The organism is Phycicoccus duodecadis, from assembly GCF_002846495.1.
In the GTDB taxonomy this organism is placed as follows: Bacteria; Actinomycetota; Actinomycetes; order Actinomycetales; family Dermatophilaceae; genus Phycicoccus; species Phycicoccus duodecadis.
Genome location: NZ_PJNE01000001.1, coordinates 37900 through 53902 on the forward strand (window position 1 = coordinate 37900; position 16003 = coordinate 53902).

A 16003-nucleotide genomic window follows, 5' to 3' on the forward strand; every position below is an offset into this window, starting at 1 on the left:
GACGAAGGAGTCATCCCATGGCCTCCGGCCGCACCCCGCTCATGGCGGGGAACTGGAAGATGAACCTGGACCACCTCCAGGCCACCCACCTCGTGCAGAAGCTCGACTGGACCCTGCGCGACGGCAAGCACGACTTCGCCGCCGTCGAGGTCGCGGTCCTGCCGCCGTTCACCGACATCCGCAGCGTCCAGACGCTCATCGACGGTGACCGCCTCGAGCTCAAGCACGGCGCGCAGGACCTGTCGGTCCACGCCTCGGGCGCCTACACCGGCGAGATCAGCGGGGCCTTCCTCGCGAAGCTCGGCTGCACCTACGTCGCGGTGGGGCACAGCGAGCGGCGCGAGTACCACCACGAGGGCGACGACGTCGTCAACGCGAAGCTGAAGGCGGCCTACACCCACGGGCTCACCCCCATCTTCTGCGTCGGCGAGGGCCTCGAGATCCGCCAGGCGGGCACCCACGTCGAGCATGTGCTGGCCCAGGTCCGTGCCGGCCTCGACGGCATCACCGCCGAGCAGGCCCGCAGCATCGTCATCGCCTACGAGCCCGTCTGGGCCATCGGCACCGGCGAGGTCGCCACGCCCGAGGACGCCCAGGAGGTGTGCGCGGCCATCCGTACCGAGCTCGCCGAGCTCTACAGCGGGGACGTCGCCGACGGCGTCCGCATCCTCTACGGCGGCTCGGTCAAGTCCGGCAACGTCGCGGCCATCATGGCCAAGGAGGACGTCGACGGCGCCCTGGTCGGCGGGGCCTCCATCGACCCCGCGGAGTTCGCGGCGATCTGTCGCTTCCGCGACCACCTCGCCACGTCCTGACCCCGCCACCGGTCGCCGCGCCCCGGCGCGTCCGTCGACCGGTGCACCGACCGGTTATCCTGTACCGGTTGTCCCCGACCCCCACACGAAGGATCCACCCGTGGATGCGGTGCGTATCGGCCTCCAGGTCCTCCTGGTCCTCGGCGGCCTGTTCCTGACCTTCCTCATCCTGCTGCACAAGGGCAAGGGTGGGGGTCTCTCCGACATGTTCGGCGGCGGGATGTCGAGCTCGCTCGGCGGGTCCTCGGTCGCCGAGCGCAACCTCGACCGCATCACGGTCGGTGTCGCCCTCGTCTGGTTCACGTGCGTCGTCGGTCTCGGCGTCCTCGAGCGCTTCAGCTGATCGGAGGATGACTCATGGCTGGTGGTAACGCGATCCGTGGCTCGCGCGTCGGTGCGGGCCCCATGGGCGAGGCCGAGCGTGGTGACGCGGCCCCGCGCCGTTTCGTCTCGTTCTACTGCTCCAACGGGCACGAGACCCGTCCGAGCTTCGCCGAGGAGGCCGGCCTGGTCGTCCCCGAGACGTGGGACTGTCCGCGGTGCGGGCTCCCCGCCGGGCAGGACGCCGACAACCCCCCGGCGCCCCCCAAGGTCGAGCCGTACAAGACCCACCTCGCGTACGTCAAGGAGCGCCGCTCCGACGAGGACGGCGCCGCCATCCTCGACGAGGCCCTCGAGAGCTTGCGCGGGCGCGGCCTCATCCAGTGAGGCCTTGAGGCAGCACACAGCAGGACCCCGGCCACCCGGTCGGGGTCCTGCTGTGCGTCGGGCCGGGATGCCGTGGGGTCAGCGCCGGGCGGAACGCGCCAGGTGGCCCGCGACACCCTCGACCCACCCGGCTTCGCGCTTCATCCAGCGGACGGCGACCAGGGTGCGCACCACCACCGGAACCCCGCGCCGGGGCGGCTCGACGGCCAGGTCGGTGCCGAAGGGGTCGGTGCTCATCACCCAGCGGTAGCCGGCACCGACGAGGTGGTCGCCGATGGCGGTGGCGATGACCGTGACGACCTCGGAGGCCTCGGCCTCGTCGCCGTGGGCGACGGCGGCGTCCCACGCGGCGGCGATGCTGGCGAGGTCGGCGGGGTCGATGCCGCGGCCCGCGTACCGGAGCCGGTAGGCCTCGAGCCGTGACTCCTCGGCGGCGTTCAGCGGCCGGCTGGCCACCTCGTCGACGGGCTCGGGCTCGAGGACGTCGTCGGGCTCGGGGGCCGCGGCGGTCGTGTCGCGGCGCCGGAAGCGGTCGAGGACGCCCACGTCAGCCCAGGTCCGCGGCGGCGTCGTGGTCGACGAGCCAGAGGGTGCGCTCCTGGCCGCGCACGTGGGCGGCGGGGGTCTCGGCGAACGGGGACCCCTGCACGCCGCGGCGCACGGCGTCGGCCTTGTCGGCCCCGCTGACGAGGAACCAGACCTCGCGGGAGCGCTCGAGGCACTCGAGCGTGAGCGAGACGCGGTCGGGCGGGGGCTTGGGGGAGTCGTGCACGGCGACGGCGATCTCGCCCTGCGTGCCCGCGGCCGGGTGGTGGGGGAACAGCGAGGCGATGTGGCCGTCGGGCCCGACCCCCAGGACCATGACGTCGAAGGCCCCGGTACCGGTGGAGCGCACGGTGTGCGCGTAGGTGGCGGCGGCCTCCTCGGCCGAGCCGGTGGCGTCGGGGCCGGGCACCCGGTGGACGTTCGCCGGGTCGAGGCACAAGGTGCTCAGGCCGGCCGCGTCGTTCTGGGTGTCGTTGCGGTCGGGGTCACCCGCCGGCAGGTAGCGCTCGTCGCCCCACCAGACGTGCACCCGGCCCCAGTCGACGGCGTCGCGGGCCGGCAGCGCCACCAGCGACCGCACGATCTCGGAGCCCATCGAGCCCCCGGTCATCGACACGTGCGCCACCTCGCGCACCGCGAGGGCGTCGACCAGCGCCACGACCAGGCGAGCCGCGGCGGCGTCGGCCAGGGCCTGGCGGGTGGGGTGGACGACGACGGTGGCGTCGGGACAGGCGTGGGGACCGGTCACGAGCGGCGCTCCTTGGCCTCGGCGAGCTGGGTGGCCGAGGCCTTCTTGACCGTCTCGGTGCTGGCCCCCTCGTCGGGCATCGCCATGCTCTCGACGGTGGCGCTGCTGGCGGCGGCCCGGGCGGAGCGGCGCAGTCGCGCCGCAGCCTTCTCGGCCTCGGCGGCCGAGGGCGCGTCCCCGGCGCGGACGGCCTCGCTGGCGGTGCGCTTGGAGATGCGCACCGCGGCGAGCCCCTTGATGAGCGCGTCCTCGTAGACCTCGTCGGGGTCGAGCCGGCGCAGCTCGTCGGCCAGGCACTCGGCGTCACCCCGGTGCGGCAGCGCGACGGTGCGGTCGGGCTGCCCGGGCTGGCGCAGCACCGAGGTGTCGCCGTCCTCGGGGCGGACGAGGTCGACGGTCCCGCTCTTGCGGGCCAGCCGCACCGAGATGATGCCGGTGCCACGGCGCGAGTGGGCCATCTGCACCGGGCAGCGCAGCCGGACGGCCAGCCACCCGGCCAGGAGCTCGCCCGAGGGGGAGTCGGGGGCGGCCACGACGGTGGCCTCGGTGACCGGCTCGAAGGGAGCCTGGTCGAGCGCGGCGGCCAGCAGCCCGCGCCACAGGGTGACGCGCGACCACGCGAGGTCGGTGTCGCCGGGGGCGTAGGCCCCGGCGAGGCGCTTGAGCAGCGTGCGCGGCTGGCCGTGGGCTCGCGCGGCGTCGGTGATACGCCGCTGGCCCATGGCGCCGACGGGGTCGGCGGCGGGGTCCTTGGGCGCGTCGACCGGCCACCACACCACGATGGGGGAGTCGGCGAGCAGCAGGGGCGTGACGACGGCGCGGCCGTGGCCGGCCAGCGGGCCGTAGAGCCGCAGCACCACGACCTCGGAGGCCCCCGCGTCACCGCCGACCCGGATCTGGCCGTCGAGGCGGGCGGCACCGCGGCGGTTGCCGGTGACCACGACGATGATCCGGCAGGGGTGCTGCCGGCTCGCGTCGTTGGCGGTGTCGATGGCGGCCTCGGCCTCCTCGTCGTCGACCACGACGACGAGCGTGAGGACGCGGGAGAGCGCCATCGCCCCGGTGTCGGAGCGCAGCTTGACCAGCCGCTTGCTGACCGCGGCGGTCGAGGTGTTGGGCAGGTCGACGATCACCGGGGTCCCCGATCAGTATCGGAGCCGGGTCCCACGCTCCGCGTGGGCGGGACGAGCGCGGGTCCCACGCTCCGCGTGGGCGAACTTGTCGGGGTGGTGATCACGGGAGCCTCCACTCGCGGCCGTCGCGGCGCATGAGCTCGTCGGCGGCGGCCGGGCCCCAGCCGCCGGCCTCGTACTGGTCGGGCTTGCGGCCCTTGGTGGCCCAGAAGTGCTCGATGGGGTCGAGGATCCGCCAGGAGAGCTCGACCTCCTCGTGCCGCGGGAACAGCGGCGGCTCGCCCAGCAGCACGTCGAGGATGAGGCGCTCGTAGGCCTCGGGGGAGGACTCGGTGAAGGAGCGGCCGTAGCCGAAGTCCATGGTCACGTCGCGCACCTCCATCTGGGCGCCGGGGACCTTGGCCCCGAACCGCAGCGTGACGCCCTCGTCGGGCTGCACGCGGATGACGACGGCGTTCTGGCCGAGCTCCTCGGTGGCGGTGTCCGTGAACGGCAGGTGCGGTGCCTTCTTGAACACGACCGCGATCTCGGTGACCCGCTTGCCCAGCCGCTTGCCGGTGCGCAGGTAGAACGGCACCCCGGCCCAGCGCCGGGTGTCGACGTCGAGGCGCACGGCGGCGTAGGTCTCGGTGTTCGAGCCGCGCGCGACGCCGTCCTCCTCGAGGTAGCCGACCACCTCCTCGCCGCCCTGCCAGCCCTTGGCGTACTGGCCGCGGGCGGTGCCGGTGGCCAGGTCGGCGGGGATGCGGACGGCCGAGAGGACCTTCTCCTTCTCGAGCCGGAGGCCGTGCGCGTCGAAGGAGACCGGCTCCTCCATCGCGGTCAGCGCGAGCAGCTGGAGCAGGTGGTTCTGGATGACGTCGCGGGCGGCGCCGATGCCGTCGTAGTAGCCGGCGCGGCCGCCGATGCCGATGTCCTCGGCCATCGTGATCTGCACGTGGTCGACGTAGTTGGCGTTCCACACCGGCTCGAACATCTGGTTGGCGAAGCGCAGCGCCAGCAGGTTCTGCACCGTCTCCTTGCCCAGGTAGTGGTCGATGCGGAAGACCGAGTCGGCCGGGAAGACGCCCTCGACGATGTCGTTCAGCTCGCGGGCCGAGGTCAGGTCGTGCCCGAACGGCTTCTCGATGACGACCCGGCGCCACGACCCCGGACGGGACGTTGACAGCCCCGAACGCTCCAGCTGCTGGCACACCGTGGCGAACAGCCCCGGGGGGATGGAGAGGTAGAACGCGTGGTTGCCGCCGGTGCCGCGCTGCTCGTCGAGCTGGGCCACGGTCTCGGACAGCAGGTCGAAGGCGGCGTCGTCGTCGAAGGTGCCCGGTACGAACCGGATGCCCTCGGCGAGGGTGCGCCAGACCTCCTCGCGGAACGGGGTGCGGGCGCGCTCCTTGACCGCCTCGTAGACGATCTTGCCGAAGTCCTGGTCGGCCCAGTCGCGGCGGGCGAAACCCACGAGCGAGAACCCGGGCGGCAGCAGACCGCGGTTGGCGAGGTCGTAGATGGCAGGCATCAGCTTCTTGCGGGCGAGGTCACCGGTGACGCCGAACAGGACCATCGAGCACGGCCCCGCGATCCGGGGCAGCCGCTTGTCACGGGGGTCGCGCAGCGGGTTGACGCCGGCGGCGACGCGGGCGGGGCTCATGCGCCGCCCTGGCCGAGGAGCGAGCGGACCTGCGCCAGGCCCTCGTCGTGCGAGGTCAGGTGCAGGCGCAGCACGGGCCGGCCGTGCTCGGCCAGGACCTGCGCGTCACCCGCGGCCTGGGAGGCGATGAACTGCCCCAGCGTGAAGTCGCGCCCCGGGACCTGGAGGTCCTCGGTCGGGGTGGCCGTGACCTGCACGTAGACCCCGGTGCCCGGACCGCCCTTGTGGTACTGCCCGGTCGAGTGCAGGAACCGCGGGCCCCAGCCGAAGGTGACCGGGCGGCCGGTGCGGTCGTACAGGTCGCGGGCGACGTTCTCGAGGTCGGCGTCGGCCTCGCGGTCGAGGTACGCCATCACGGCGACGTAGCCGTGCTCGGGGTCGAGCCGGGCCAGGAGGTCGTCGAGGGCGGTGGCCAGGGTGGCGGTGCCGGTGAGCCAGTCGCCCCCGAGCGCGCGGACCTCGACGGCCCCGTCGGTGAACGCCGGCTCGTCGCCGGCGCCGATGCCCTGCTCGAGCAGCTCGCGGGCCGCGGCCTTGGCGCTCTCGACGTCGGGCTGGTCGAACGGGTTGATGCCGAGCAGGCGCCCCGCGACGGCGGTGGCGACCTCCCACAGCAGGAACTGGGCGCCGAGGGGACCGGCCACGGTGACCACGGACTCGCCGCTCGACTCCGGGCCGCCGTCGTCGTCGGCGTCGGTGGCCACCAGCCGGGCCACGGTGCCGTCGGCGTAGAGCCGGCCGGGCTCGGCGCCGATGGCCACCACGGGCAGGATGCCGGTGCCGTCCTTGCCGGTGGACTCGGCGATGAGCTGCTCGGCCCAGGCCGGGAAACCGGCGTTCTCGGTGCCGGCGTCGACCAGGACGAGCTTGTCGCGCAGCGGCTCGGTGCCGGCCATGGCCGCCCCCAGGCGCAGGGCGGGGTTGGCGTCGTCGTCGGCCGCCAGGAGGTCGGCGACGGCCTCGGCGTCGTCGAGCAGCGCCTCGATGTCGGCGCCGGCGAGCCCGCTCGGGACCAGCCCGAAGGCGGTGAGCGCCGAGTAGCGGCCGCCGACGGCGGGGTCGGCGACGACGACGTGGTAGCCGTCGCCGCGGGCCGCCTGCTCGAGGGGGCTGCCGGGGTCGGTGACCACGACGATGCGCTGGGCGGGGTCGAGCCCCGCGTCGCGGAACGCCTGCTCGAAGACGCGGCGCTGGCTGTCGGTCTCGACGGTGGAGCCGGACTTGCTCGACACGACCACGACGGTGCGCGCGAGGTCGGTGACGGCCCCGCGGACGACGTCGGGGTCGGAGGAGTCGAGGATGACGATCGGCACGCCGGCGGTGGCGCAGATGACCTCGGGCGCCAGCGACGACCCGCCCATCCCGCAGAGCACGACCCGGTCGTAGCCGACCTCCTCGAGCTCGGCCCTCAGGGCCGCGATCTCACCGACGAGCGGACGCGAGCTGCGCGCCAGCCCGGTCCACGAGAGGCGCTTGGACGCCTCGTCCTCGGCGGCCGCGCCCCACAGGGTGGGGTCCTGCGCGAAGATCCGGCCGGCGACCTCGTCGGCCACCAGGGTGGGGACGTGCCGGGCGACGGCGTCGGCCGCCGCCCCGGTGGCTGTGACGGAGAGGGTGCTCACGCGGAGGCCTTGCCCAGCTCGTCCTGCACGCCCTGGAGCAGCTCGCCCCAGGCCTTCTCGAACTTGTCGACGCCCTCACGCTCGAGCTGGTCGACGACCTCGGAGTACGAGATGCCGAGCCGCTCGAGGGTGTCGAGCACGTCGGCGGCCTCGGCGTAGGCGCCGGTGACGGCGTCGCCGTGGATCTCGCCGTGGTCGGCGGTGGCCTCGAGGGTCTTCTCGGGCATGGTGTTGACGGTGCCCGGGGCCACGAGCTCGGTGACGTACATGGTGTCGGGGTAGGCCGGGTCCTTGACGCCGGTGGAGGCCCACAGCGGACGCTGCTTGTGGGCGCCGGCCGCCTCGAGCGAGGACCAGCGAGGGGTCGAGAAGACCTCCTCGTAGGCCTGGTAGGCGAGCCGGGCGTTGGCCAGCCCGGCCCGGCCGCGCACGGCCGACGCGTCGTCGGTGCCGATGGCGTCGAGCCGCTTGTCGACCTCGGCGTCGACGCGGGAGACGAAGAACGACGCCACGGAACGGATCGTGGAGAGGTCCCTGCCGGCCTCCCGCGCCTGCTCGAGGCCGGTGAGGAAGGCGTTCATGACGGCGCGGTAGCGGTCGAGCGAGAAGATCAGCGTGACGTTGACCGAGATACCCTCGGCCAGGACCTGCGAGATGGCCGGCAGGCCCTCGACGGTGGCCGGGATCTTGATGAAGACGTTGGGCTGGTCGACCGCCGCCCGCAGCTCCTTGGCCTCGGCCACGGTGCGCGCGGTGTCGTGGGCGAGCCGCGGGTCGACCTCGATCGACACCCGGCCGTCCTCACCGCCGGTGCGCTCGAAGACCGGCTTCATGATCTCGCACGCGTCGTGGACGTCGCGGGTGGTCAGGGCGAAGACGGCCTCGTCGACGGTCCTGCCCTTCGACGCGAGCTCGGCGACCTGCTCGTCGTAGGCGTGGCCCTCGGAGAGCGCGGCCTGGAAGATCGACGGGTTGGTGGTGACGCCGACGACGCCGCGGTCGTCGATGAGCTCCTGGAGGTTGCCCGAGCAGATGCGGTCACGCGAGAGGTCGTCGAGCCAGATCGACACCCCCTGCGCGGCGAGGTCCTGGAGGGGCTGCGGAGTGGTCATGCGGGTCTCACTTCCCGGTCGAGGCCGCGGACTTGCGGCTCGGCGCGATCGAGGCCCCACCCGAGCGGGACTGCTTGGCCCGGGGGGACGTGTCGTTGACGGCAGGGACACCGGTGGCGGAGCGGGCGGACTTGAGCGAGTCCTTGGCGGCCTTGACGACGGCCTCGGGGGTGAACCCGAACTCGCGGAAGAGCGTCGCACCGTCGGCGGAGGCCCCGAAGTGCTCGAGGCTGACGCAGCGGCCGGCATCCCCGACGAGGTCGTGCCATCCCATGGACACCCCCGCCTCGACGCTGACGCGGGCCTTGACCTCGGGAGGCAGGACCTTGCTCTGGTAGGAGCGCGGCTGCTCCTCGAACCATTCCCGGCACGGCATCGAGACCACCCGGGTGCGGACCCGGGCCTGCTCGAGCTTCTCGCGGGCGGCCAGTGCGAGGGTCACCTCGGAGCCCGTGGCGATGAGGATGACCTCGGGCGCCTCGTCGCCGTTCCTGCCGCCGTCGACCAGGACGTAGGCGCCCTTGCGGACCCCGCTGGCCTTGGCGTGGGTGGTGCGGTCGATGGTGGGGAGCGCCTGGCGCGACAGGGCCAGCCCGGCGGTGCGGCGGCGGCGCAGGATCTCGGCCCAGGCCTCGGCGGTCTCGTTGGCGTCGGCCGGGCGGACCATGTCGAGCTGGGGGATGGCGCGCAGGCTCGCCACCTGCTCGACCGGCTGGTGGGTGGGGCCGTCCTCGCCGAGACCGATGGAGTCGTGGGTCCAGACGAACGTGACCGGCAGCTGCTGCAGTGCGGCGAGCCGGACGGCCGGGCGCATGTAGTCGGAGAACACCAGGAAGGTGCCGCCGTAGGGGCGCGTCAGGCCTTCGAGCGCGATCCCGTTGAGGATCATGCCCATCCCGTTCTCGCGGATGCCGAAGTGCAGGGTGCGCCCGTACGGGCCGCCCTTCCACTCGGCGGTCTGCTTGCTGGTGGGGATGAAGGAGGACTGGCCCTCCATGGTGGTGTTGTTGGACTCGGCCAGGTCGGCCGAGCCGCCCCACAGCTCGGGGACGACCCGGCCGAGGGCGCTCAGCACCTTGCCGGACGCGGCGCGGGTGGCGATGCCCTTGGGGTCGGCCTCGAAGACGGGGAGGGCCTTGGCGAAGTCCTTCGGCAGCTCACCGGCCACGAGGCGGTCGAGCAGCGCGGCGGTCTCGGGGTTGCCCTTGCGCCAGGCCTTGTAGCCCTTGTCCCACTCGCGGTGGGCGGCCTTGCCGCGCTTCTTCACCTCGCGGGTGTGGGCGAGCACGGCCCGGTCGACCTGGAAGGTCTTCTTCGGGTCGAAGCCGAGGAGCTCCTTGGTGGCCGCGACCTCGGCGTCGCCGAGCGCGGAGCCGTGGGCCTTGCCCGTGCCGCGGGCCGACGGGGCGGGCCAGGCGATGACGGTGTGCAGGCGCACCAGGGTGGGGCGCTTCCCCGGGCGTCGGCTCTTCTCGAGCGCGGCCAGCAGGCTGTCGATGTCCTCGGTGTAGTCGGGGGTCCCCGCAGGGTCGTTCGACTGGCGCCAGTCGACGTCGACCACGTCCCAGCCGTACGCCTGGAAGCGCAGCGCGACGTCCTCGCTGAAGGAGATGTCGGTGTCGTCCTCGATGGAGATCTGGTTCGCGTCGTAGACGACGGTGAGGTTGCCGAGCTCCTGGTGGCCCGCGAGGGAGCAGGCCTCGGAGGAGACGCCCTCCATCAGGTCGCCGTCGGAGGCCAGGACCCACACGTGGTGGTCGAACGGGCTCTCGCCGGCCTTGGCGTCGGGGTCGAGCATGCCGCGCTGGCGGCGCTGGGCCATCGCCATCCCGACCGCGGAGGCCAGGCCCGAGCCGAGCGGACCCGTGGTGATCTCGATGCCCTTGGTGTGGTGGACCTCGGGGTGGCCGGGGGTGAGCGAGCCCCACGTGCGCAGCGCCTTGAGGTCGTCGAGCTCGAGGCCGTAGCCCGAGAGGTAGAGCTGGACGTACTGGGTGAGCGAGGAGTGCCCGCACGACAGCACGAACCGGTCGCGGCCGAGCCACGCCGGGTCGGCCGGGTCGTGGCGCATGACGTTCTGGTAGAGCAGGTACGCCACCGGCGCCAGGCTCATCGCGGTGCCGGGGTGGCCGTTGCCGGTGCGCTGCACGGCGTCGGCGGCCAGCACCCGCGCGGTGTCGACGGCGCGCACGTCCAGGTCGCTCCAGCCGGCCTTCTTGGCGATGGGGCGGCTGAGCTCGGCGGACCGGCCGGCCAGGAGGGAGTCGGAGCGCTTGCGGGTGGTGGTGGTCAAGATGGACCTCTCTCGCGGGGACGTGCTCTGGACGTCGCCACCGGCGGTGAGGGCGCCGCGTGACGCTTCTGTGACCCACCCTAGTCCCGCCCCGCGCACGCACGGCGGGGGCGGGCGGAGGGTGTTCTGCCGCGGGCGGTTAGACTCGCCGGGCACCCCTGAGGCCGAGCGTGAAGGACGACGTGGCCACCACTCCCATCACCACCGCGGCGACCGCCGCCGCCATGCCGGGTGCCCGCGGCCGGCTGGCCGCCTTCGTCGCCCTCACCAAGCCGCGCATCATCGAGCTGCTGCTGGTCACCACGGTGCCGGTGATGTTCCTCGCGCAGCGCGGGGTGCCGTCGCTGTGGCTGGTCCTCGAGACCCTGGTCGGCGGCATCCTCAGCGCCGGCGCGGCCAACACCTTCAACTCGGTCTACGACCGCGACATCGACCGGCTGATGCACCGCACGAGCAGCCGCCCGATGGTCACCGGCGAAGTGGGGGTCCGCGAGGCGCTCGTCTTCGGCGGTGCCCTCACGGTCGCGTCCACCGTGTGGTTCGCGCTGGTCGTCAACGTCCTCTCGGCGGTGCTGTCGCTGCTGGCGATCGCGCTCTACGCCGTCGGCTACACGGTGCTGCTGAAGCGGCGCACGTCGCAGAACATCGTCTGGGGCGGCATCGCGGGCTGCATGCCCACCCTCATCGGCTGGTCGGCCGTCACCGGCACGGTGCAGTGGCCCGCACTGGTGCTGTTCCTCGTCATCTTCTTCTGGACGCCGCCGCACTACTGGCCGCTCTCGATGGCCTTCCGCGACGACTACGCCACCGCCGAGGTCCCGATGCTGCCGGTCGAGCGCGGCCCCGTCGCCGTCGGCCGCCAGGTCGTCGCGTACTCGTGGGTGATGGTGGCGACCTCGCTGGTGCTGGTGCCGGTGGCCGGCATGGGCTGGCTGTACACCGCCACCGCGGTGGTCGCCGGGGCGCTGTTCGTGGCCGAGGCCCACCGCCTGCTACGGGCCGCCCGCTCCGGCCTCACCGGCCCCGGGCTGCGGCCGATGCGCCTGTTCCACTACTCGATCACCTACGTGACGGTGGTCTTCCTGGCCGTGGCGGTCGACCCGCTCGCGCACCTGCCCCTGCGCTGAGCGGCGGCGGGGGCGGCCGGTGCGGACCGAGCCGTCGACCGGCCAGAACACCCCGAAGGACGAGCCCTCCGCTCTGCGTGTCCTGGCCTCCCGACCGACCCGGTCGGCCGTCCCGCCAGCCCGCGGCGCGAGGCCTCAGCGCTGGGCGGGAGCCTCGGCCGGTTCGGCGCGGCGCGCGGCCGGGCTGCCTGCGACCCGCGCGGGCCGGGCGACGAGGAACAGCCAGGTGGCCGACGCCACCAGCGCGGCCGCCCCGACCAGGTGCAGGGCCACCAGCGGCACGGGCAGCCCGGTGAAGTACTGGGCGAACCCGACGGCACCCTGGGCCAGCTCGACGCCCAGCAGCACGGCGGCCGGGCGCAGCAGCGAGGTGCCGCGCGCCACCCAGGTGACGACGACCGTGAGGGCCACGAGGGCGTACACCACGGCGGCGTGCACGTGGCTCCAGAGCGCGGGGTCCAGGCCGTTGCGCGGGGCGTTCGCGTCGCCCGCGTGCGGCCCGCTGCCGGTGACGACGGTGCCGAGGTAGACGACCACGGCCGCCAGTGCCAGCACGCCCACGGCCGCGCCGCGCACCCACGGCGCGACGGCGGTGACCGGCTCGTCGTGCACCCGCACCAGCAGGAGCACCGACAGCCCGACCAGCGCCATCGAGAGCACGAGGTGCAGCGCCACCACCCAGGGGTTCAGCCGGGTGAGGACGGTGATGCCGCCGACCACGCCCTGGAAGGGCACCCCGAGGGCGATGAGCACGGCCAGCCGGCGGACCGGCCGGGTGCTCGAGGTCCAGCGCCAGACGGCGACCACGGTGGCGAGCACGACGGCGATCAGTACGTACGTGAGCAGCCGGTTGCCGAACTCGATGAGACCGTGCACCCCGAGCTCGCGGTGCGGCACGAAGGACCCGGACGTGCAGCGGGGCCAGGTGGGGCAGCCCAGCCCCGAGCTGGTCAGCCGCACCAGCCCACCGGTCAGGATGATGACGACGTTCGCGACCAGCGTGGCCCACGCCCACCGGCGGACGGTGCGGGTGGAGACCGCGCGGGGCAGGATCGACAGCTGGCTCACGAGCGAAGTTTACGGCCGGGCCTCGGGGCACCCGACGCGAGCCCCGTCGGCGCTCAGCCCGACCAGCGGAACCAGCGCACGGCGCCGAGGCCGGCGGCGACGGCCCACGCCAGCAGGACGGCCCACGCGACCCACGGCCATCCGCCCTGCACCAGGGAGGTGCGCAGCGCGTCGCCCAGCGCGCCCGACGGCAGCGCGCGCGCGACGGCGCCGAGGCCCCGGGGCAGCTCGCCGGTGGGGACCAGCACCCCCAGCCCCAGCAGCAGCACCCACGCGAGGTTGGCCAGGGCCAGCACGGCCTCGGCGCGCACCGTGCCGGCCAGCAGCAGCGCGAGGGCCACGAAGGCCGCGGCGCCGAGGACGACCGAGACCAGGCCGGGCACCCATCCGGACGCGACCGGATGCCAGCCGAGGGCCAGGCCGAGCGCACCCAGCGCCACCACCTGCACGGCCAACACCGCCAGCACGGCCAGCGCCTTGCCGGCGACGAGCCCGGAGCGGCCGAGGGGGGTGGTGCCCAGCAGCCGGAGCACCCCGGCCCTCCGGTCGAAGCCGGTGGCGATGGCCTGCCCGGTGAAGGCGGTCGAGACCACGGCCAGGGCCAGCACGCCGGCGGTGGCGAGGTCGGCGCGGCGGCCGGGGCCGAGCGAGGGCACCCGGCTCAGCGCCAGCCCCACCAGGGCCAGGGCCGGGAGGACCACCGAGACGAGGAGCTGCTCGCCGTTCGAGAGCAGGGTGCGCCACTCGTAGGCCGCCTGGGCCAGGATGCGGCGGCCGGTGGGGGCGGGGGCGCTCACCGGGGCGCCCGCTCGGTCAGCTCGAAGTAGACGTCCTCGAGGGGGCGGTCGCCGCGGACCTCGGCGAGGGTGCCGTCGGCGACCACCGCCCCGGCGGCCAGCACGACGACCCGGTCGGCCAGCCGCTCGGCCTCCTCGAAGGAGTGGGTGGTGAGGACCACGCAGGTGCCGGCGGCGGCCTCCTCGCGCACCAGGTCCCAGACCTCCCGGCGGGCGTGCGGGTCGAGCCCGGCGGTCGGTTCGTCGAGGAGCGCGACGTCCGGCGCACCGACCAGCGCCGCGGCCAGGGCCACGCGCTGGCGCTGGCCGCCGGACATCCGGCGGACGGTGGTGCGGGCGAAGCCGGCGATGCCGAGCCGGGTGGCCAGCGTGCCCACGTCGCGGGGCTGCTCGTACAACGACGCGAGGTGGGCCAGCAGGCGGAGCGGCCGCGCGGTGGTGGGCAGGCCGCCGTCCTGGAGCATCACCCCGACCCGGCCCCGGTGGGCCGCGGAGGAGCGCCACGGGTCGGCCCCCAGGACCCGCACGGTGCCGGCGTCGGGCCGCTGCAGCCCGACGACGCACTCGACCGTGGTGGTCTTGCCCGCCCCGTTCGGCCCGAGCACGGCGGTGACGGCGCCGGAGGGCGCCGACCAGGTGGCTCCCGCGACCGCGACGACCGGGCCGAACGCGCGATGCAGCCCCTGCACCGACACGGCGTCGCCCATGACTGTTCATCCTAGGGTGGGGGTCATGCCACGTATCGACCGGGAGGCCGGACCCGCCACCGCGGTCGCCGCCGTCCCCGCCGCCCTCGCGCTCCTCGGGCGCCGCCCCCGGGTCGCTCTGGCCCTCGCCGCCCTGCCCCTCGCCGTCGCCGCGTTCTTCCGCGACCCCGACCGCACCCCTGACGGGCGCACCGTCCCCGCGGACGACGTCCTCTCGCCGGCCGACGGCAAGGTGATGTACGCGGGGCCGGGCCAGGAGAAGGTGGCGCCCGCGGGGGAGTGGCAGCAGGTCAGCATCTTCCTGTCGGCCTTCGACGTGCACATGAACCGCGCGCCCTACGGCGGCCGGGTCACCGAGGTCGTGCAGCGCCCCGGCCGGTGGCTGGCGGCGTACACGCACGAGAGCGCCCACCTCAACGAGCGTGCCGACATCACCGTCGAGCGCGAGGTCGACGGTGAGCTGCGTCGCGTGCACTTCCGCCAGATCGTCGGCCTGATGGCGCGCCGGGTCGTCACCCGCGTCGCGGTCGGCGACGAGGTCGCCACCGGCCAGCGCGTGGGTCTGATGAAGTTCGGCTCGCGGATGGACGTGTTCGTCCCGCTCGAGTGCGACCTGCTGGTCGCGGCCGGTGAGCGGGTCGTGGCCGGCGAGACCGTCATCGCCCGCTGGCCCGTGGTGGGGGGAGCGCGATGACGACGCCACCCACCCCGGGCCGTCGCCGCATCCTCGACCGCTGGCGGCTCGTCTCGCCCAGCGGCGCCGCCGTGGTGTCGCTGCGGCAGCTGCCCAAGCGCGAGCGGGCGCGCCTGCTGGCGCCGAGCGTGTTCACGACGCTGAACATGATCAGCGGGTTCGCCTCGGTGCTGCTCGCGTTCCGCGGCCACTTCACCCTGGCCGCCGTGCTCATCGCCTTCTCGATCGTCATGGACATCGCCGACGGCTTCGTCGCGCGGCTGGTGGGCGCCACGTCGCCGTTCGGGCTCCAGCTCGACTCGCTGGCCGACCTCATCTCGTTCGGGGTGGCCCCGGCGGTGCTCGTGCACACCTGGGCGCTCGACGAGTGGCCGCTGCTCGCCTATCTCGTGGCGTTCTTCTGGCTCGCCTGCGCCGCCTTCCGGCTGGCGCGCTTCAACGTGACCATCGACCCGGCCGCCGACAAGCGCTACTTCGTGGGGCTGCCGTCGCCCGGCGCCGCCGTGGTCGTCGTGGCCACGATCTTCGCGCTCGACTCCCCGATGTGGGGCCCCGGCTCCGGCCCCTGGCGGGCCTGGTTCCCGATGCTGGTCAGCATCGTCCCGGCGCTGCTGATGGTGATGACCATCCGGTTCCGCTCGTTCCGCAACCTGCTGGCGCCCGGCACGCCGCGGGCGCGGCTGGGCACCGCGGTCGTCGCGGTCCTGGTGCTGCTGGGCTTCGCGGTGGCGCCGGGGCTCACCGGCCTCGTCCTGGCCTACGGCTACGTGCTCACCGCCCCCCTCGGCGTGCTCACCGCGCCGGTGCGCGCCCGGTTGTTCGGCCCCGACTCGGTGGCGCCGCCCCGCAGCCGGATGCCGTCGGTCTTCCTCAGCATCGAGGACGACGACGAGGTCGACGTCATCGACGTCTTCGACCTCGAAGGCGCCTGCGCCAGGGAGCCCGACGAGCCCCGCGGTTGAGGGTTAGGCGACCCTTCCTTGGACGT

Annotated in this window: 16 protein-coding genes; 6 read left to right on the top strand and 10 right to left on the bottom strand. The window is 74.0% G+C overall.

Features of this window, described 5'->3' with window-relative positions; genetic code table 11:
• The first annotated feature begins 17 nt into the window (after positions 1 to 17).
• The 3 genes from tpiA (at position 18) to ATL31_RS00170 (ending at position 1523) form a co-directional block, all read left to right on the top strand.
• On the top strand, positions 18 to 815 hold the full coding sequence (gene tpiA, locus ATL31_RS00160; RefSeq protein ID WP_101393990.1) for a triose-phosphate isomerase: 798 nt from the start codon (positions 18 to 20) through the stop codon (positions 813 to 815).
• 100 nt (positions 816 to 915) lie between these two features.
• Positions 916 to 1158, top strand: a complete 243-nt coding sequence (gene secG / locus ATL31_RS00165; RefSeq protein WP_055812386.1) for a preprotein translocase subunit SecG — start codon at positions 916 to 918, stop codon at positions 1156 to 1158.
• Positions 1159 to 1172: 14 nt separating this feature from the next.
• Positions 1173 to 1523: an RNA polymerase-binding protein RbpA gene (locus tag ATL31_RS00170; protein ID WP_101393991.1), complete on the top strand. Its 351-nt coding sequence runs from the start codon at positions 1173 to 1175 to the stop codon at positions 1521 to 1523.
• Positions 1524 to 1601: 78 nt separating this feature from the next.
• On the opposite strand, the gene ATL31_RS00175 is transcribed toward ATL31_RS00170, so the two are convergent.
• The 7 genes from ATL31_RS00175 to tkt all read right to left on the bottom strand — a co-directional run bounded on the left by ATL31_RS00175 (position 1602) and on the right by tkt (position 10622).
• A complete protein-coding gene (locus ATL31_RS00175) occupies positions 1602 to 2069 on the bottom strand; it encodes a hypothetical protein (RefSeq protein ID WP_101393992.1) in 468 nt (155 codons plus the stop codon).
• A 1-nt stretch (position 2070) separates the two neighbouring features.
• Entirely contained in the window at positions 2071 to 2817 is a 747-nt protein-coding gene (pgl, locus tag ATL31_RS00180) for a 6-phosphogluconolactonase (protein ID WP_101393993.1), read from the bottom strand.
• Positions 2814 to 3950, bottom strand: coding sequence for a glucose-6-phosphate dehydrogenase assembly protein OpcA (locus ATL31_RS00185; RefSeq protein WP_101393994.1), 1137 nt, complete (start codon positions 3948 to 3950; stop codon positions 2814 to 2816). Before ATL31_RS00185 ends, pgl begins: the two co-directional genes overlap by 4 nt.
• Positions 3951 to 4050: 100 nt before the next feature.
• Complete coding sequence (gene zwf / locus ATL31_RS00190) at positions 4051 to 5595, bottom strand: glucose-6-phosphate dehydrogenase (RefSeq protein WP_101393995.1); 1545 nt, start codon at positions 5593 to 5595, stop codon at positions 4051 to 4053.
• Positions 5592 to 7217, bottom strand: a complete 1626-nt coding sequence (locus ATL31_RS00195; RefSeq protein ID WP_101393996.1) for a glucose-6-phosphate isomerase — start codon at positions 7215 to 7217, stop codon at positions 5592 to 5594. Before ATL31_RS00195 ends, zwf begins: the two co-directional genes overlap by 4 nt.
• Positions 7214 to 8329 carry a transaldolase gene (tal, locus tag ATL31_RS00200; protein WP_101393997.1) on the bottom strand — a complete coding sequence of 372 codons (1116 nt, stop codon included), beginning with the start codon at positions 8327 to 8329 and terminating at the stop codon, positions 7214 to 7216. The genes ATL31_RS00195 and tal overlap by 4 nt, the downstream gene beginning before the upstream one ends.
• A gap of 7 nt (positions 8330 to 8336) precedes the next feature.
• Positions 8337 to 10622 (bottom strand): transketolase, encoded by a 2286-nt coding sequence (tkt, locus tag ATL31_RS00205; protein ID WP_211283934.1) that lies wholly within the window; start codon positions 10620 to 10622, stop codon positions 8337 to 8339.
• 197 nt (positions 10623 to 10819) lie between these two features.
• Between tkt and ATL31_RS00210 the strand changes: the two genes are divergently transcribed.
• Entirely contained in the window at positions 10820 to 11749 is a 930-nt protein-coding gene (locus ATL31_RS00210) for a heme o synthase (protein WP_281256275.1), read from the top strand.
• Between the two features lie 135 nt (positions 11750 to 11884).
• On the opposite strand, the gene ATL31_RS00215 is transcribed toward ATL31_RS00210, so the two are convergent.
• Genes ATL31_RS00215 through ATL31_RS16710 form a run of 3 tightly spaced genes read right to left on the bottom strand, consistent with a single transcriptional unit; the run spans position 11885 to position 14321 of the window.
• Positions 11885 to 12817 carry a COX15/CtaA family protein gene (locus tag ATL31_RS00215; RefSeq protein WP_211283935.1) on the bottom strand — a complete coding sequence of 311 codons (933 nt, stop codon included), beginning with the start codon at positions 12815 to 12817 and terminating at the stop codon, positions 11885 to 11887.
• 53 nt (positions 12818 to 12870) lie between these two features.
• Positions 12871 to 13614, bottom strand: coding sequence for an ABC transporter permease (locus ATL31_RS16705; RefSeq protein WP_101393998.1), 744 nt, complete (start codon positions 13612 to 13614; stop codon positions 12871 to 12873).
• Entirely contained in the window at positions 13611 to 14321 is a 711-nt protein-coding gene (locus tag ATL31_RS16710) for an ABC transporter ATP-binding protein (RefSeq protein WP_101393999.1), read from the bottom strand. Before ATL31_RS16710 ends, ATL31_RS16705 begins: the two co-directional genes overlap by 4 nt.
• 25 nt (positions 14322 to 14346) lie before the next feature.
• On the opposite strand from ATL31_RS16710, the gene ATL31_RS00230 reads away from it, so the two are divergent.
• Positions 14347 to 15015, top strand: coding sequence for a phosphatidylserine decarboxylase (locus tag ATL31_RS00230; RefSeq protein ID WP_101394000.1), 669 nt, complete (start codon positions 14347 to 14349; stop codon positions 15013 to 15015).
• A complete protein-coding gene (gene pssA, locus ATL31_RS00235) occupies positions 15012 to 15977 on the top strand; it encodes a CDP-diacylglycerol--serine O-phosphatidyltransferase (RefSeq protein WP_101394001.1) in 966 nt (321 codons plus the stop codon). The genes ATL31_RS00230 and pssA overlap by 4 nt, the downstream gene beginning before the upstream one ends.
• The last annotated feature ends 26 nt before the right edge of the window (positions 15978 to 16003 follow it).

Coding starts and splice junctions, on each gene's coding strand:
- tpiA (WP_101393990.1), top strand. CDS start 18: ATGGCCTCCGGCCGCACCCCGCTCATGGCGGGGAACTGGAAGATGAAC.
- ATL31_RS00170 (WP_101393991.1), top strand. CDS start 1,173: ATGGCTGGTGGTAACGCGATCCGTGGCTCGCGCGTCGGTGCGGGCCCC.
- zwf (WP_101393995.1), bottom strand. CDS start 5,595: ATGAGCCCCGCCCGCGTCGCCGCCGGCGTCAACCCGCTGCGCGACCCC.
- tal (WP_101393997.1), bottom strand. CDS start 8,329: ATGACCACTCCGCAGCCCCTCCAGGACCTCGCCGCGCAGGGGGTGTCG.
- ATL31_RS16710 (WP_101393999.1), bottom strand. CDS start 14,321: ATGGGCGACGCCGTGTCGGTGCAGGGGCTGCATCGCGCGTTCGGCCCG.
- ATL31_RS00230 (WP_101394000.1), top strand. CDS start 14,347: ATGCCACGTATCGACCGGGAGGCCGGACCCGCCACCGCGGTCGCCGCC.
- pssA (WP_101394001.1), top strand. CDS start 15,012: ATGACGACGCCACCCACCCCGGGCCGTCGCCGCATCCTCGACCGCTGG.